This window comes from Pseudomonas sp. FW300-N1A1 (assembly GCF_058789115.1).
Window position 1 is genome coordinate 64,163 of record NZ_JBYTBK010000009.1, and the last position, 16,758, is coordinate 80,920.

The window sequence follows — 16,758 nt, forward strand, 5'->3', positions numbered from 1 at the left end:
CCGGCGCGAGAAAGTGTCTGATTTACGGGAAAAATGCACAGGCAACCGTTCAAGAAATACCCGGCGGCGGTGGGAACCAGAAGGGGGTTTTCTCTTCTAAGCTTCTGGTTGGCAGCCATGCCTTCCCCTCTTTCCAGGAGTTTCACCATGTCGCTGCGTTCTATCGCCTTGCTGTCGTTTTGCGTGCTGTTAGCCGCCTGCAGCAAGGTCAACCAGGAAAACTACTCGAAACTGTCGGCGGGCATGCCCAAGGTCGAAGTCGAAACACTGTTGGGAAAACCTGCCGATTGTTCCGGCGCGCTGGGCATGTCCAGCTGCACCTGGGGCGATAAGAACAGCTTTATCAGCGTGCAATTCGCCGGTGACAAAGTGTTGATGTTTTCCGGACAAGGCCTGAAGTAAACCGGGGCTATGTGCCCACGGGAGAAGAATAATGATGCGGTTAGTAATAGCTCTTTTGGCCGGTCTGTTGTTGGCCGGCTGCGCCACTTCTGGCAATGATGCGCTTGCGCCGAAAACGGCCAGTAGTGTCAACCTCAAGCGTTACCAGGGCAAATGGTACGAGCTGGCGCGCATGCCCATGTACTTCCAGCGTAACTGCGCGCAGTCCGAAGCCCACTATGCCCTCAAGCCGGACGGTGACATGGATGTGCTCAATCGCTGCCTGACGCCTGAGTGGACGTGGGAAGAGGTTCGGGGCACCGCGACGCCGCAGGTTCCGGGCAAGGCCGACAAGCTGTGGGTGAACTTCGATAACTGGTTTACCCGCCTGTTGCCAGGTGGATTCAAGGGCGATTACTGGGTGTTGTACGTCAGCGACGACTACCAGACGGCGATTGTCGGCAACCCTGATCGACGTTACCTCTGGCTGCTGTCGCGCAAGCCCGAAGTCAATGCCGATACCCGTGAAGAACTGCTGAGCAGGGCGCGTCAGCAGGGTTACGACACCACACGCCTGATCTGGCGGGTGTCGGACACCAAGATGGCACAGACCTCGAAGTAAGCGGCAGCGGTGAAGCCCTGTGGCGAGGGAGCTTGCTCCCGTCGGCCGGTCCGCGCTCGGGCGTAGCAGTCGCAGTTCGGTTGTCGAATTCCTTTGCCAGGAACTCATTGACTGAGCTTGGGGTTGCTTCGCAACCCAGCGGGAGCAAGCTCCCTCGCCACAAAAGCCTTCGGCCAGTCCCTGCGATCAGCCGAGCAGGTTGCGCAGTACCTGGGTGAAGGCCCGGCTGCTTTCTTCCTCGCCGGCATGATGCCCGTCGCGTACCACCCACTTGCCGTTCACCAGGACGTCGCGCACCTGACGATCGCCGCCGGCAAACAACCAACGGTTGAGAATCCCGTCGCCACTGGCGGTGGCCAGGTAAGGGTCGTTGCCGTCGAGTACCAGCCAGTCGGCGCGCTTGCCGACCTCCAGGGCGCCTATCGGCTGGCCCAGGGCTTGCGCGCCGCCGTCGAGCGCGGCGTCGTACAGGGTGCGACCGACCATCGGCTGATTGGCGCCATACAAGCGATTGCGGCGTTGGTCGCGCAGGCGCTGGCCGTATTCCAGCCAACGCAGTTCTTCCACCACACTCAGCGATACATGGCTGTCAGAGCCAATGCCCATGCGTCCGCCTTGGGCGAGGAAATCCACGGCCGGGAAAATCCCGTCGCCCAGGTTGGCTTCGGTGGTCAGGCACAGGCCGGCGATGGCACGACTCCTGGCCATCAGGCTGACTTCTTCGGGGTTGGCGTGGGTGGCGTGGACCAGGCACCAACGCTGATCGACTTCGGTGTTTTCGTAGAGCCATTGCAATGGACGGCGACCGCTCCAGGCCAGGCAGTCGTCGACTTCCTTTTGCTGTTCGGCGATATGGATGTGTACCGGGCACTGCTTGTCGCTGGCCGCCAGTACTTCGCTGATTTGTTGTGGCGTGACCGCGCGCAACGAGTGGAAACACACTCCCAGGGTTTGCGCCGCTTGCTGCGCCAGGATCGGTTGCAGGCGTGCTTGCAGGCTCAGGTAGTTTTCCGTGCTGTTGATGAAGCGCCGCTGGCCGTCGTTCGGTGCCAGGCCACCAAACCCGGAATGGCTGTAGAGCACCGGCAGCAAGGTCAGGCCTATCCCCGCGGCACTGGCCGCCTGGCTGATCTGCAGCGACAGTTCGGCCGGGTCCGCGTAAGGCTGGCCGTTGTGGTCGTGGTGCACGTAATGGAATTCGGCGACCGAGGTGTAGCCGGCCTTGAGCATTTCGATGTACAGCTGGCGAGCGATGATCCCCAGTTGTTCCGGGCTGATTTTTCCGACGAGGCGATACATCAGGTCGCGCCAGGTCCAGAAGCTGTCGTTCGGATTGCCGGCCACCTCGGCCAGGCCGGCCATCGCCCGCTGGAACGCGTGGGAGTGCAGGTTCGGCATGCCCGGCAGCACAGGGCCGCTCAATCGTTCGGCGCCTTCAGCGCTCGCATCGGCCTGGATGTGGGTCAGCAGGCCATCGGCACTGACCTCAAGACGTACATTGTTGGCCCATCCACTAGGCAGTAACGCGCGTTCGGCAAAGAAGGCGGACATGGTTCAGCACCCCATCGTGTGTTATTTGTATATACATATACAGACGTTTGCCTGCTCGGTAAACTCCGGCAAGCTAGTCACCTTCATCAATCAACAAGGATTTCCTGTGCCGACTCCGCCTGCCATCACGCCGCTGAGTGCCAATCTGGGCGACAGTCCGGCGCCCTTGTACGCCCGCGTCAAACAGATGATCACCCAGCAAATCGACAGTGGGAACTGGCCGCCGCACTACCGTGTGCCGTCGGAAAGCGAGCTGGTCAGCCAGTTGGGTTTCAGTCGCATGACCATCAACCGCGCCCTGCGCGAGATGACGGCGGACGGCCTGTTGGTGCGCATGCAGGGCGTCGGCACCTTTGTCGCCGAACCCAAGAGCCAGTCTGCATTGTTTGAAGTGCACAACATCGCCGACGAAATCGCCTCCCGTGGCCATCGCCACACGTGCCAGGTCATTACCCTGGAAGAAGAAGCCGCCGGTTCCGAGCGCGCCCTGGCGCTGGACATGCGTGAAGGGCAGAAGGTCTTCCATTCGCTGATCGTGCACTACGAAAACGACATCCCGGTGCAAATCGAGGATCGCTTCGTCAACGCGCTGGTGGCGCCGGACTACCTCAAGCAGGACTTCACCGTGCAAACGCCATACGCCTACCTGAACCAGGTGGCGCCGTTGACGGAGGGCGAGCACGTCGTCGAGGCGATCCTGGCCGAATCGAGCGAATGCAAACTGCTGCAAATCGAAAAGGGCGAGCCGTGCCTGCTGATTCGTCGCCGCACCTGGTCGGGTCGTCAGCCGGTGACCGCCGCTCGTTTGATCCACCCCGGTTCCCGTCATCGCCTGGAAGGGCGGTTTCATAAGTGAGAGGCGTAAATGAGTCAGTTGAAGGTCTTGCGCGCGGCTGATTATCCGCGCATGCCGTGGAAAAACGGCGGCGGTAGCACCGAAGAAATCACCCGCGATGCGGGCACGGGCCTGGACGGGTTCGGCTGGCGCCTGTCGATTGCCGATATCGGTGAGTCCGGCGGCTTTTCCACCTTCGCCGGGTATCAGCGGGTCATCACCGTGCTGCAAGGTGACGGCATGACCTTGACCGTCGACGGCCAAGCCGCACGCCCCCTGTTACCGCTGGATCCCTTTGCCTTCAGTGGCGAGAGCCAGGTGTCCTGCACACTGCTGGGTGGGGCGATACGTGACTTCAACCTGATCTATGCGCCAAAGCGTTTTGGCGCACGGTTACAGTGGCTGGACGGTGAGCGGCGTTTCTTTACCTCCGCCGGCAGCGTGTTGGTGTTCAGTGTTACCGAGCAACTTGAAGTGAAGCTGAGTGACGGTACCCAGCAACTGGGTCGTCATGATTGCCTGCAACTGGACGGTAACACCGGTTTGCTGGAAATGGCCGTCAATGGCCCGTGCTGCGTGATCGAGTTGACGCAGCACCGGTAATGCCGGTTATTCCCGTTCGAGGATGAAGCCTCGAACGGTTTCTTCCAGCTCACTCGACATCCGCTTGAGTGCGTGAGTGGTTGTCACGACGTCCTGTTGTGCCGAGACATTTTCCTCAACACGCTGTGCGACGGTTTCCACATTGCGCGCGACGTCTTCACTGGCTGCACGCTGCTCCTGCAAGGCATGGGAGATCTGGCTGACCGCGCCGAGTGACTCATCCAGTGCGCTTTTTACATCATTCATCGATGCGCCAGCGCTGTCGATCAGTTGCTGGCCCTGCAGCACGCGCTCACGGCCGGCGCTCATGCTGTTGTTCGCTTTGCGCATGCCGCTCTGGATTGTAGTCACCAGCGTCACGATCTCGGCGGTGGATCGGGTCGTGCGGATCGCCAGCTCCCGTACTTCTTCGGCAACTACGGCAAACCCGCGGCCTTGCTCCCCGGCCCGGGCGGCCTCGATGGCGGCATTGAGTGCGAGCAGGTTGGTTTGTTCGGCGATGTTGTGGATCACGTCGACGATTTTCCCGATGGAATTGGAATGCAGGGTCAGTTGATCGAGATCGCTCGATGTCTGCGTCACCAACTGCGCGATTTGCTGCATTTCGATGATGGATCGATCCATGGTGGCAATGCCCTGGACGGTGATCTGTTCGGCTTTTTGCGTGGTATCGCGCGCTTGCACGGCACTCTCGGCGATGTGGGTGATGTTGGCCGACATCTGTTCAGCGGCCGCGGCAATGGAAGACGCTGCACTGGTTTGTTCGGCGGCCTGTTTCAGGCCTTGCTCGGACGAGGTGCCGAGGCTTCTCGTCGAGGCCTCGATGTGCCGCGAGGCCTCGCGAATTTTGCCGATCATGGTGCGCAGGCTGCGCCGCATCGCCTCGACGGACTGCATGACCCCCGTAGTGGTTGCGGTGATGGTTGGCGGATCGAAGAGCTGGCCCTGAGCGATGTGTGTGCTGATGGCGGCCAGTTCGTGGGGCTCGGCACCGAGGTAGCGCACCAGTCTGGCGCAGAACATCGCGGCGTAGAGGCTTGCGAACAGCAGCGTCAGCGCCAGGACAATCGCCTCCAGCTTCATATAGAACTCGTAGCGAGCGTGGCTGAGCTCGTACTGTTTTCGGGCCTCTTCCAGTTGAGCGTCGGTCAGTTGCGAAAACAGCGAGGTCAACGGGTCGATCAAGGGGTAGAGCTGTCGGGCGGCGAAGTGCTCCAGGCTCGGGCTTGAGAGATCACTGCGGTTCAGTAGCGCCTGCAAGTGCCGTAGCGGGGCTTCGGTTGCCTGCATCAGTGGGGTGATTTCGCTGATCAGTTGCACTTCGTCGGCAATCAACTGCGTCGACTGGTAGCTGAGCCAGCGTTGTTCGATCTCCGGTAACGCCAGGCTGATCTGTTCAGCGGCTTGTGCTGCTGTGTAGGCGCCGTCCCGGGCCTTGTGTATGGCGTCGACGATCCGGACGGAATACAGCTCGGAAATTTTCTTCAAGTCCTGCAGCGGGATGACCCGGTCGAGGTAAACCGTCTCCAGTCCCTGGACCGTGGAGCGCATCCCGTACAGCCCGAGTGCGCCGATGCACATCAAGCTGGTCAGCAGGGTGCCGGCAAGCAGCAGGAGATGGGTTCTGACTTTCCACTGTTTCATAGGGTGTTCCTCGCGTGAGTGACATCAAAGGGGGCTTGCTTACGAAGTCGGCGAGGATTGATGGAGGTGGAGTGGGACGCTTCTGATGTGGTTGCAGGGTGTTTCTTGAATGCACTCAATTGTGTCTCGCGTGTTACCGAACGCCCCAGCGTGGCGCAAAATCCCGCTCAAGTAACATTCGTCTCCTCCTCGCAAAACTTCTCCAAAAAAAATCGCCGCTCGCTAAACCCTTGCCCCATGGGCATTTCAGCCAGACTCAGGACTTTATTGAACGGTTCGCCAACAAGTTGGCCGCTTGATTGCATATGCTTGTATGTACAAGTAAAGACGTATGCGTATGAGTCACGGAGACTCGACCGTCGTCCACTGATTCGCCGATGTGCATTGATTGCCCATTGGCTCGCTCGCCCACTGCCTGGGTTGGTTTGGATTGATTACTGAGGAGTTCTTTTCGTGACTGAGAATAAGCCGACAAAATTTCGTGACGTTGAAATCCGCGCTGCTCGCGGTAACAAGCTGACCGCCAAGAGCTGGCTGACCGAAGCGCCGCTGCGCATGCTGATGAACAACCTCGACCCGGCAGTCGCCGAGAACCCTAAAGAACTGGTGGTTTACGGTGGTATCGGTCGTGCGGCACGTAACTGGGAATGCTACGACAAGATCGTCGAAAGCCTGACCAACCTGAACGACGACGAGACCCTGCTGGTGCAATCCGGCAAGCCGGTCGGCGTGTTCAAGACCCACAGCAACGCCCCGCGTGTACTGATCGCCAACTCCAACCTGGTGCCGCACTGGGCGAGCTGGGAACACTTCAACGAACTCGACGCCAAGGGTCTGGCCATGTACGGCCAGATGACCGCCGGCAGCTGGATCTACATCGGCAGCCAGGGCATCGTTCAAGGCACCTACGAAACCTTCGTCGAAGCCGGTCGCCAGCACTACAACGATGACCTGAAAGGCCGTTGGGTCCTGACCGCAGGTCTGGGCGGCATGGGCGGTGCTCAACCTCTGGCCGCGACGCTGGCCGGCGCTTGCTCGCTGAACATCGAATGCCAGCAGGTCAGCATCGATTTCCGTTTGAACAGCCGCTATGTCGATGAGCAAGCCACCGATCTTGACGACGCTCTGGCGCGTATCGCCAAATACACCAAGGAAGGCAAAGCGATTTCCATCGCCCTGCTGGGCAACGCGGCTGAAATCCTTCCAGAACTGGTCAAGCGCGGCGTACGCCCGGACATGGTCACCGACCAGACCAGCGCCCACGACCCGCTCAACGGTTACCTGCCAGCCGGCTGGACCTGGGACGAATACCGCGCTCGCGCCAAGACCGAGCCGGCCGCCGTGGTGAAAGCCGCCAAGCAATCGATGGCCGTGCACGTCAAGGCCATGCTGGACTTCCAGAAGATGGGGGTTCCGACCTTCGACTACGGCAACAACATCCGCCAGATGGCGCAAGAAGAAGGCGTCGAGAACGCATTCGACTTCCCGGGTTTCGTACCGGCCTACATCCGTCCACTGTTCTGCCGTGGCATCGGCCCGTTCCGCTGGGCGGCGCTGTCGGGTAATGCCGAAGACATCTACAAGACCGACGCCAAGGTCAAGGAACTGATCCCGGACGACGCCCACCTGCACAACTGGCTGGACATGGCGCGCGAGCGCATCAGCTTCCAGGGTCTGCCGGCCCGTATCTGCTGGGTAGGCCTGGGCCTGCGCGCCAAGCTCGGCCTGGCGTTCAACGAAATGGTACGCAGCGGCGAGCTGTCGGCACCGATCGTGATCGGCCGCGACCACCTGGACTCCGGTTCGGTTGCCAGCCCTAACCGCGAAACCGAATCCATGCAGGACGGTTCCGACGCCGTGTCCGACTGGCCACTGCTCAACGCCTTGCTCAACACCGCCAGCGGCGCGACCTGGGTTTCCCTGCACCACGGCGGCGGCGTCGGCATGGGCTTCTCCCAGCACTCGGGCATGGTGATTGTCTGCGACGGTACTGATGAAGCAGCTGAGCGTATTGCTCGTGTTCTGCACAACGACCCGGCCACTGGCGTTATGCGCCACGCCGACGCCGGCTACCAGATCGCGATCGACTGTGCCAAAGAGCAGGGTCTGAACCTGCCGATGATCACGGGTAAGTAACACCTGGTCGCGCAGGGGCTGGCTTGTCCGCGTGTCAGGCAAGCCAGCGCCTGTAGCAGTGCCCGCAGAGGTTGGCGATCGTCCAGGCGATAGCCCGCAGATCAAGGCGGTGACCGTACAAAAGCTGAGTGGAGCACGCCGCGCTACAGCGGACTGGCTCAATTGGACGTGGACAGGACTGGATGCCTCTTGACTGCCGTAAGCCAATTCTTGATTAGGAGCGTCACACAATGAAAATGAACAAGACTCTGCTGAGCACTTTGATTTCCGTGGGCCTGTTGGCCAGCGCAGGCGCCTCTCAGGCCGCCGGCTGGTGTGAATCCGGCAAGCCGGTGAAATTCGCCGGGCTGAACTGGGAAAGCGGCATGCTGCTGACCGACGTGATGCAGGTGGTGCTGGAGAAAGGCTACGACTGCAAGACTGACAGCCTGCCAGGCAACTCCATCACCATGGAGAACGCCCTGAGCAGCAACGATATTCAAGTCTTCGCCGAGGAGTGGGTAGGCCGCAGCGAAGTCTGGAACAAGGCCGAGAAAGCCGGCAAGGTCGTCGGTGTCGGCGCGCCGGTGGTGGGTGCCGTCGAAGGCTGGTACGTGCCGCGCTATGTGATTGAAGGCGATGCCAAGCGCAAGCTGGAAGCCAAGGCGCCGGACCTGAAAAACATTGCCGACCTGGGTAAATACTCAGCGGTGTTCAAGGACCAGGAAGAGCCGTCCAAGGGCCGTTTCTATAACTGCCCGGCTGGCTGGACCTGTGAGCTGGACAACAGCGAGATGCTCAAGAGCTATGGCCTGGAAAGCACCTACACCAACTTCCGCCCAGGCACCGGCCCGGCGCTGGATGCCGCCGTACTGTCGAGCTACAAGCGTGGCGAGCCGATCCTGTTCTACTACTGGTCGCCAACCCCGCTGATGGGCCAGATCGACGTGGTGAAGCTGGAAGAGAAGCCAGGTGTGGACAAGAGCGTGAACATCAAGGTCGGTCTGTCCAAGACCTTCCACGACGAGGCTCCGGAACTGGTCACCGTGCTCGAGAAGGTCAACCTGCCCATCGATCTGTTGAACCAGAACCTGGCGCGCATGACCAAAGAGCGGATCGAGTCGCCAAAACTGGCCAAGATCTTCCTGAAGGAACATCCTGAAGTCTGGCACGCCTGGGTGAGTGAAGACGCAGCCAAGAAAATCGACGCGGCCTTGTAGGTCAAGCCTTCCGGCTGCCGTAGGCGGCAGTCGGACACTTGATCGCAACCCCTTGATTGAGAGCCTCTTATGTTTCCTGAAAGCTTTACCTTTTCCATCGCCGACTGGGTCAACAGTTGGGTCGATTCGCTGGTCACCAACTACGGTGATGTGTTCCGCCACATCTCCGACACCCTGCTCTGGGCCATCGTCAACCTCGAAGGCCTGCTGCGTGCGGCGCCATGGTGGTTGATGCTGGCGATCGTGGCGGGCGTTGCCTGGCACGCGACCCGCAAAGTAGTGACCACGGGCGTCATTGTCGGTCTGCTGTTCCTGGTCGGTGCGGTTGGCCTGTGGGACAAGCTGATGCAGACGCTCGCGCTGATGCTGGTGGCGACGGTCATCTCGGTGCTGATCGGCGTGCCGCTGGGCATTCTGTCGGCGCGCAGCAACCGTCTGCGTTCGGTGCTGATGCCGCTGCTGGACATCATGCAGACCATGCCGAGCTTCGTGTACCTGATTCCGGTGCTGATGCTGTTCGGCCTGGGCAAGGTCCCGGCGATTTTCGCCACGGTGATCTACGCCGCGCCGCCGCTGATTCGTCTGACCGACCTGGGTATCCGCCAGGTCGACGGCGAGGTGATGGAGGCGATCAATGCGTTTGGTGCCAACCGCTGGCAGCAACTGTTCGGTGTGCAATTGCCACTGGCCCTGCCGAGCATCATGGCCGGGATCAACCAGACCACCATGATGGCCCTGTCGATGGTGGTCATCGCCTCGATGATCGGTGCCCGTGGCTTGGGTGAGGACGTGCTGGTCGGCATTCAGACCCTCAACGTCGGACGTGGCCTGGAAGCAGGTCTGGCGATCGTGATTCTCGCTGTGGTCATCGACCGCATTACCCAGGCCTACGGCCGGCCACGGCATGAGGTGAGCAAATGAGCAACGCAGCCAAGATCGAAGTCAAAAACGTCTTCAAGATTTTCGGCAATCGTTCGGCTGACGCGCTGGACATGATTCGCCAGAACAAGAGCAAAGACCAGGTGCTGGCCGAGACCGGCTGCGTGGTCGGGGTCAACGACCTGTCGCTGAGCATCGGCACCGGCGAGATCTTCGTGATCATGGGTCTGTCGGGTTCTGGCAAGTCGACACTGGTGCGCCACTTCAACCGCCTGATCGACCCGACCAGCGGCGCGATCCTGGTGGACGGCGTGGACATCCTGCAATACGACATGGAAGCACTGCGCGAGTTTCGCCGGCACAAGATCAGCATGGTGTTCCAGAGCTTCGGCCTGCTGCCCCACAAGAGTGTGCTGGACAACGTCGCCTACGGCCTGAAAGTGCGCGGCGAAAGCAAGCAAGTGTGCAGTGAGCGCGCCCTGCACTGGATCAACACCGTGGGCCTCAAAGGTTACGAAAACAAATACCCGCATCAGCTGTCCGGTGGCATGCGCCAGCGCGTCGGCCTGGCCCGGGCACTGGCGGCCGACACTGACATCATCCTGATGGACGAAGCCTTCAGCGCCCTTGACCCGCTGATCCGCGCCGAAATGCAGGACCAGTTGCTGGAGCTGCAGAAGACCTTGCACAAGACCATCGTGTTCATCACCCATGACCTCGATGAAGCCGTGCGCATCGGCAACCGTATCGCGATCCTCAAGGACGGCCGCCTGATCCAGGTTGGCACGCCGAAAGAGATCCTGCATTCGCCGGCGGATGAGTACGTTGACCGTTTCGTGCAGCGGCGCGCGGCGGTGGTTTGAGTGTCGATGATGGCGAGACTGTTGTGTGGCGAGGGAGCTTGCTCCCGTTCGACCGCGTAGCGGTCGCAGAATGTTTGGGGCTGCTTCGCACCCCAGCGGGAGCAAGCTCCCTCGCCACGGGTGTAACGCATCAACAAAGTTTGTATGAGGCTTCAAATGTCCCAGACTGAAAAAAACGTTATCGCCGATACCCCGTTGCGTTGGCAGGATGTGGTGGCGGTCGCACGGGGTGGCGCGCAGCTTGAGCTGGCGGCCAGTACCTGGGCGCGGATCGAAAACGCCCAGGCCATCGTCCAGCGCATCGTCGTCAGCGGCGAACGCGCCTATGGCGTCAACACCGGTCTAGGCGCGCTGTGCAACGTCTCCCTGCAAGGCGAGCAGTTGAGCCAGCTATCGCGCAACACCTTGCTCAGCCACGCCTGTGGCGTTGGCGCGCCACTGACGAACGAGCAGACCCGGGCGATCATTTGCGCGGCGATCCTCAACTACAGCAATGGTAAGTCCGGCGTGCACCGGCAAGTTGTCGAAGGGCTGCTGGCGCTGCTCAACCGGGGCATCACCCCACAAGTGCCGTCCCAAGGCTCGGTGGGTTACCTGACGCACATGGCCCACATCGGCGTTGCCCTGCTGGGTGTCGGCAATGTCAGCTACCGCGGGCAGATCGTCCCGGCGCAGCAAGCCTTGGCCGAAGAAGGTCTGAAGCCGGTCGTTCTCGGCGCCAAAGACGGCCTGTGCCTGGTCAACGGCACGCCGTGCATGAGCGGCCTCAGCTGCCTGGCCCTGGCCGACGCTACCCATTTGCTGCAATGGGCCGACGTGATCGGCGCCATGAGCTTCGAAGCCCAGCGCGGTCAGATCGCGGCGTTCGATGCCGAGATCATTGCGCTCAAACCGCACCCGGGCATGCAGCAGGTGGGGATCAACCTGCGGGCCTTGCTCGATGGCAGCGAAGTGATCGCGTCCAGCCTGGGTATTCGTACTCAAGATGCCCTGAGCATTCGTTCGATCCCGCAGGTTCACGGCGCTGCCCGCGATCAGCTGGCACACGCGACCCGGCAGATTGAAACCGAGCTCAACGGCGTTTCCGACAACCCGATGCTGTTGGGCACGCCGGACAACTTCCGGGTGGTGTCCCAGGCTAACCCCCACGGTCAGTCGGTGGCCATGGCGGCCGACCTGCTGGCGATTGCCATGGCGGAAATCGGCTCGATTGCCGAACGTCGCCTCGATCGCTTGATCAACCCGCACGTCAGTGGCCTGCCGGCGTTCCTGGTAGCCAATCCCGGGGTGAACTCCGGGATGATGATCGTCCAGTACGTCGCAGCCTCGCTGTGTGCGCAAAACCGTCAGTTGGCGCAACCGGCGGTACTCGACAACTACGTGACCTCGGGCCTGCAGGAAGACCACCTGAGCCTGGGCACCAACGCGGCGCTGAAGCTGCACGGGGTGCTGGAAAACTGCACGCAGATCCTCGCCATCGAGTACCTGTTGGCCGCCCAGGCATTCGAATTCCTGAAGGAGCAGCGTTTCGGCGCCGGTACCGACACCGCCTGGCGCCTGCTGCGCGAGCGCGTTGCGGCCTACGACCAGGACCGCTGGCTGGCACCGGACATCGCCAGTGCGGCCTCGATTTTGAAAGACCCGACATTGCTGCACAACGCTTTACCGACCCTGAACTGATATCGACCCAGCCAGCGTGCCAAGGCGCTAACCCCCCTCAAAAAGCGGGAAGCGACGGACAACGGAATTATCCGGAGCGTCTGGTTAGTTAATAGAAAACTCTCAAAAGGAGAATGAATGTGACTGCGCTGAACCTTATCCCAGGCCAACTGAGCCTTGCCCAACTGCGTGCCGTGTACCAACAACCGGTCAGCGTTACGCTGGACGACAGTGCATCGGAGCAAATCGAAGCCAGCGTTGCCTGCGTGGAACAGATCCTCGCGGAAAACCGCACGGCCTACGGCATCAACACCGGTTTCGGCCTGCTGGCCTCGACCCGTATTGCCAGCGAAGACCTGGAAAACCTCCAGCGCTCGCTGGTGTTATCCCACGCCGCCGGTGTCGGCGAGCCGATCTCCGACGCCCTGGTGCGCCTGATCATGGTGCTCAAGGTCAACAGCCTGAGCCGTGGCTTCTCCGGTATTCGCCGGGTAGTGATCGACGCGCTGATCGCCCTGATCAACGCCGAGGTCTACCCGCACATCCCATTGAAAGGCTCGGTCGGTGCGTCCGGCGACCTGGCGCCTCTGGCCCACATGTCGCTGGTGCTGCTGGGCGAAGGCAAGGCCCGTTACAAAGGTGAATGGCTGCCGGCCACCGAAGCGCTGAAAGTTGCCGGCCTGACCCCGCTGACCCTGGCCGCCAAAGAAGGCCTGGCCCTGCTCAACGGCACTCAAGTGTCGACTGCTTACGCCCTGCGTGGCCTGTTCGAAGGTGAAGACCTGTTCGCTGGCGCCCTGGCGCTGGGTGGCCTGACCGTTGAAGCGGTACTGGGCTCGCGCTCGCCGTTCGATGCGCGGATCCATGCTGCCCGTGGCCAGAAAGGCCAGATCGACGCTGCCGCGGCTTACCGCGACCTGCTGGGCGAGCGCAGTGAAGTGTCCGATTCGCACGAGAACTGCGAGAAGGTTCAGGACCCGTACTCCCTGCGTTGCCAGCCACAAGTCATGGGCGCCTGCCTGACCCAGTTCCGCCAGGCCGCTGAAGTGTTGGCGATCGAAGCCAACGCCGTATCGGACAACCCGCTGGTGTTCGCGGCTGAAGGTGACGTGATCTCCGGCGGTAACTTCCACGCCGAACCCGTTGCCATGGCCGCCGACAACATGGCCCTGGCCATCGCTGAAATCGGCTCCCTGAGCGAACGCCGCATCTCGTTGATGATGGACAAGCACATGTCGCAACTGCCGCCGTTCCTGGTGGCCAACGGTGGCGTGAACTCCGGCTTCATGATCGCCCAGGTAACCGCGGCCGCACTGGCCAGCGAGAACAAGGCGTTGTCCCATCCGCATTCGGTGGACAGCCTGCCGACTTCCGCCAACCAGGAAGACCACGTGTCCATGGCCCCGGCGGCTGGCAAGCGCCTGTGGGAAATGGCCGAGAACACCCGTGGTGTCCTCGCGGTCGAGTGGCTGGCTGCCTGCCAGGGCCTGGACCTGCGCGACGGCCTGAAAACCTCGTCGAAACTGGAAAAAGCCCGCAGCACCTTGCGCGCCAAAGTGCCGTTCTACGAGAAAGACCGTTTCTTCGCACCGGACATCAATGCCGCGAGCGAGCTGCTGGCATCGCGCTGCCTGAATGAGCTGGTCGTAGCGAAATTGCTGCCGAGCCTGTAAGTCCGATGATCGTTCCCACGCAGGAGCGTGGGAACGATCAACATGACGATTTCCCCGATAAGAATAATTAGGGACGAGAAATGCAACAGCCAGATAAAGGCTTGAAACGCGGGCTATCCGCCCGACATATTCGCTTCATGGCACTGGGGTCGGCGATCGGCACCGGGCTTTTCTACGGTTCTGCCTCGGCCATCCAGATGGCCGGCCCGGCCGTGCTGCTGGCCTACCTGATTGGTGGCGCAGCGGTGTTCATGGTCATGCGCGCCCTCGGCGAGATGGCGGTGCATAACCCGGTTGCAGGCTCTTTCGGTCAGTACGCCAGCACCTACCTGGGGCCGATGGCCGGCTTCATCCTGGGGTGGACCTATGCCTTCGAGATGATCATCGTCTGCCTGGCGGACGTCACCGCGTTCGGCATCTATATGGGCTTCTGGTTCCCGGAGGTCGCGCGCTGGGTCTGGGTATTGGGCATCGTGCTGCTGATCGGCGGGCTTAATCTGTGCAACGTCAAAGTCTTCGGTGAGATGGAGTTCTGGCTGTCGCTACTGAAAGTCGCTGCCATCGTCGCGATGATCCTCGGCGGTTTCGGCATCATGCTGTTCGGGATCGGCTCGGCCAGCACCGAACAGGCCACCGGCCTGGACAACCTCTGGGCCCATGGCGGCTTCATGCCTAACGGCATTGGTGGCGTGATCGCATCGTTGGCCGTGGTGATGTTCGCTTTCGGTGGTATCGAAATCATCGGTATCACGGCGGGTGAAGCCAAGGACCCACAGCGGGTGATTCCAAGGGCGATCAATGCGGTGCCACTGCGGATTCTGTTGTTCTACGTGCTGACATTGTTTGTGCTGATGGCCATCTATCCGTGGCCGCAGATTGGCAGCCAGGGCAGCCCGTTCGTGCAGATCTTCGACAACCTGGGCATCAGCTCGGCGGCGACCATCCTCAACATCGTGGTGATCTCGGCGGCAGTCTCGGCGATCAACAGCGACATCTTTGGTGCCGGCCGCATGATGTACGGTCTGGCCCAGCAAGGTCATGCACCAAAAAGTTTTGCCCAACTGTCGAAACAGGGCGTGCCCTGGATGACCGTGGTGGTGATGGGTGCTGCGTTGCTCGGCGGCGTGGTGTTGAACTACCTGATCCCGAAAGACGTGTTCCTGGTGATCGCCTCGATTGCGACCTTCGCGACCGTCTGGGTCTGGTTGATGATCCTGGTCACTCAGGTGGCCATGCGTCGCTCCATGACTCGCGAGCAAGTCGCTCAGTTGCACTTCCCGGTTCCGTTCTGGCCTTATGCACCGGCAGCGGCGATTGTGTTCATGCTGTTCGTCTTCGGCGTACTGGGTTACTTCCCGGATACCCAGGCGGCGCTGGTGGTCGGCGCGGTGTGGATCGTGCTGCTGGTGATCGCTTACAAGCTGTGGGTCAAACCGGCGGCCGGGCAAGCGGTCGAGGTCACCCCCGACTCTTCTTTGTCCCATCGATAACCTAACGGAGGCCTCGGATGAAAACTCTCTGGCAACACTGCCACGTTGCAAGCATGGCGCAGGGCACTTACTCGATCATCGAGGATGCCGCCATCGTGACGTCAGGTGCGCACATTGAGTGGATTGGTCCACGTAGCGAGCTGCCGTCCGATTATTACCCCGAGGTCCATGACCTCGCGGGGGCCTGGGTCACTCCGGGCCTGATCGACTGCCACACCCATACGGTGTTCGGCGGTAACCGCAGTGGCGAGTTCGAACAACGTCTGCAAGGCGTCAGTTATGCCGAGATCGCAGCCGCCGGTGGTGGCATTGCCAGCACCGTGCGCGCGACTCGCGCAGCGAGCGAGGACGAGCTGTTTGCCAGTGCCGCCAAGCGCCTGAAAAGCCTGCTGCGTGACGGTGTGACCAGCATCGAGATGAAATCCGGTTATGGCCTGGACCTGGCCAGCGAGCGGAAAATCCTGCGGGTGATCCGTCGTCTTGGCGCCGAACTGCCGGTCAGCGTGCGCAGCACCTGCCTGGCCGCTCACGCCTTGCCGCCGGAGTACGCCGACCGCGCCGACGACTACATCGACCATATCTGCAGCGAAATGCTCCCGGCACTGGCAGCCGAAGGGCTGGTGGATGCGGTGGATGCGTTCTGCGAGTACCTGGCGTTTTCGCCGGCCCAGGTCGAGCGGGTGTTCATCGCCGCACAGAAGCTCGGTTTGCCGGTGAAACTGCACGCCGAGCAGCTGTCGTCCCTGCACGGTTCCAGCCTGGCGGCGCGTTATCACGCGTTGTCGGCGGATCACCTGGAGTTCATGACCGAAGACGATGCCATTGCCATGGCTGCCTCCGGTACCGTTGCGGTGTTACTGCCGGGGGCTTTCTATTTCCTGCGTGAAACCCAGTTGCCGCCAATGGAGGCCTTGCGCAAGCACCAGGTGAAGATCGCCATCGCCAGCGATCTCAACCCCGGTACTTCACCGGCGTTGTCGGTGCGCTTGATGCTGAACATGGCCTGCACCTGTTTCCGCATGACCCCGGAAGAGGCCCTGGCGGGCGCGACCATCCATGCGGCCAAGGCCTTGGGCATGGAACAGACCCATGGCTCGCTGGAAGTGGGCAAAGTCGCTGACTTCGTCGCCTGGCAGATCGATCGTCCGGCCGACCTGTCGTACTGGTTGGGCGGCGACCTGGAAAAACGCGTCGTGCGTCACGGCGTTGAAGTCGAGTTATAG

At 61.2% G+C, this 16,758-nt stretch carries 14 protein-coding genes; 12 read left to right on the plus strand and 2 right to left on the minus strand.

What is annotated here, in order from left to right:
* Nucleotides 1–147: 147 nt before the first annotated feature.
* Both AC3WQN_RS09050 and AC3WQN_RS09055 read left to right on the plus strand, forming a co-directional pair.
* Nucleotides 148–402 (plus strand): hypothetical protein, encoded by a 255-nt coding sequence (locus AC3WQN_RS09050; protein ID WP_095144599.1) that lies wholly within the window; start codon nt 148–150, stop codon nt 400–402.
* Between the two features lie 31 nt (nt 403–433).
* Nucleotides 434–1,003: a lipocalin family protein gene (locus tag AC3WQN_RS09055; protein WP_103401433.1), complete on the plus strand. Its 570-nt coding sequence runs from the start codon at nt 434–436 to the stop codon at nt 1,001–1,003.
* A gap of 186 nt (nt 1,004–1,189) precedes the next feature.
* Here AC3WQN_RS09055 and AC3WQN_RS09060 read toward each other — a convergent pair whose 3' ends face one another.
* On the minus strand, nt 1,190–2,554 hold the full coding sequence (locus tag AC3WQN_RS09060) for a formimidoylglutamate deiminase (protein ID WP_103401432.1): 1,365 nt from the start codon (nt 2,552–2,554) through the stop codon (nt 1,190–1,192).
* Nucleotides 2,555–2,741: 187 nt separating this feature from the next.
* Between AC3WQN_RS09060 and hutC the strand changes: the two genes are divergently transcribed.
* Nucleotides 2,742–3,410 carry a histidine utilization transcriptional repressor HutC gene (gene hutC, locus AC3WQN_RS09065; RefSeq protein ID WP_256577936.1) on the plus strand — a complete coding sequence of 223 codons (669 nt, stop codon included), beginning with the start codon at nt 2,742–2,744 and terminating at the stop codon, nt 3,408–3,410.
* A 9-nt stretch (nt 3,411–3,419) separates the two neighbouring features.
* Complete coding sequence (locus AC3WQN_RS09070; RefSeq protein WP_103401431.1) at nt 3,420–3,992, plus strand: HutD/Ves family protein; 573 nt, start codon at nt 3,420–3,422, stop codon at nt 3,990–3,992.
* Nucleotides 3,993–3,998: 6 nt separating this feature from the next.
* Here the strand turns inward: AC3WQN_RS09070 and AC3WQN_RS09075 are convergent, their stop codons facing one another.
* On the minus strand, nt 3,999–5,636 hold the full coding sequence (locus tag AC3WQN_RS09075) for a methyl-accepting chemotaxis protein (protein WP_103401430.1): 1,638 nt from the start codon (nt 5,634–5,636) through the stop codon (nt 3,999–4,001).
* 453 nt (nt 5,637–6,089) lie between these two features.
* Between AC3WQN_RS09075 and hutU the strand changes: the two genes are divergently transcribed.
* The 8 genes from hutU to hutI all read left to right on the plus strand — a co-directional run bounded on the left by hutU (nt 6,090) and on the right by hutI (nt 16,758).
* On the plus strand, nt 6,090–7,772 hold the full coding sequence (gene hutU / locus AC3WQN_RS09080) for a urocanate hydratase (RefSeq protein WP_095077978.1): 1,683 nt from the start codon (nt 6,090–6,092) through the stop codon (nt 7,770–7,772).
* 230 nt (nt 7,773–8,002) lie between these two features.
* Nucleotides 8,003–8,971 carry an ABC transporter substrate-binding protein gene (locus AC3WQN_RS09085; RefSeq protein WP_103401429.1) on the plus strand — a complete coding sequence of 323 codons (969 nt, stop codon included), beginning with the start codon at nt 8,003–8,005 and terminating at the stop codon, nt 8,969–8,971.
* 69 nt (nt 8,972–9,040) lie between these two features.
* Nucleotides 9,041–9,892 (plus strand): ABC transporter permease, encoded by an 852-nt coding sequence (locus AC3WQN_RS09090; protein WP_095077980.1) that lies wholly within the window; start codon nt 9,041–9,043, stop codon nt 9,890–9,892.
* Nucleotides 9,889–10,713, plus strand: coding sequence for a quaternary amine ABC transporter ATP-binding protein (locus AC3WQN_RS09095; RefSeq protein ID WP_095144604.1), 825 nt, complete (start codon nt 9,889–9,891; stop codon nt 10,711–10,713). The genes AC3WQN_RS09090 and AC3WQN_RS09095 overlap by 4 nt, the downstream gene beginning before the upstream one ends.
* A gap of 156 nt (nt 10,714–10,869) precedes the next feature.
* Nucleotides 10,870–12,393: an HAL/PAL/TAL family ammonia-lyase gene (locus tag AC3WQN_RS09100; protein ID WP_103401428.1), complete on the plus strand. Its 1,524-nt coding sequence runs from the start codon at nt 10,870–10,872 to the stop codon at nt 12,391–12,393.
* 113 nt (nt 12,394–12,506) lie between these two features.
* Nucleotides 12,507–14,045, plus strand: a complete 1,539-nt coding sequence (hutH, locus tag AC3WQN_RS09105; RefSeq protein ID WP_095148232.1) for a histidine ammonia-lyase — start codon at nt 12,507–12,509, stop codon at nt 14,043–14,045.
* Between the two features lie 80 nt (nt 14,046–14,125).
* The gene (locus tag AC3WQN_RS09110) at nt 14,126–15,535 is read left to right on the plus strand and encodes an amino acid permease (RefSeq protein WP_103401427.1); all 1,410 of its coding nucleotides are present in this window, start codon (nt 14,126–14,128) and stop codon (nt 15,533–15,535) included.
* A gap of 17 nt (nt 15,536–15,552) precedes the next feature.
* Nucleotides 15,553–16,758, plus strand: coding sequence for an imidazolonepropionase (hutI, locus tag AC3WQN_RS09115; RefSeq protein WP_103401426.1), 1,206 nt, complete (start codon nt 15,553–15,555; stop codon nt 16,756–16,758).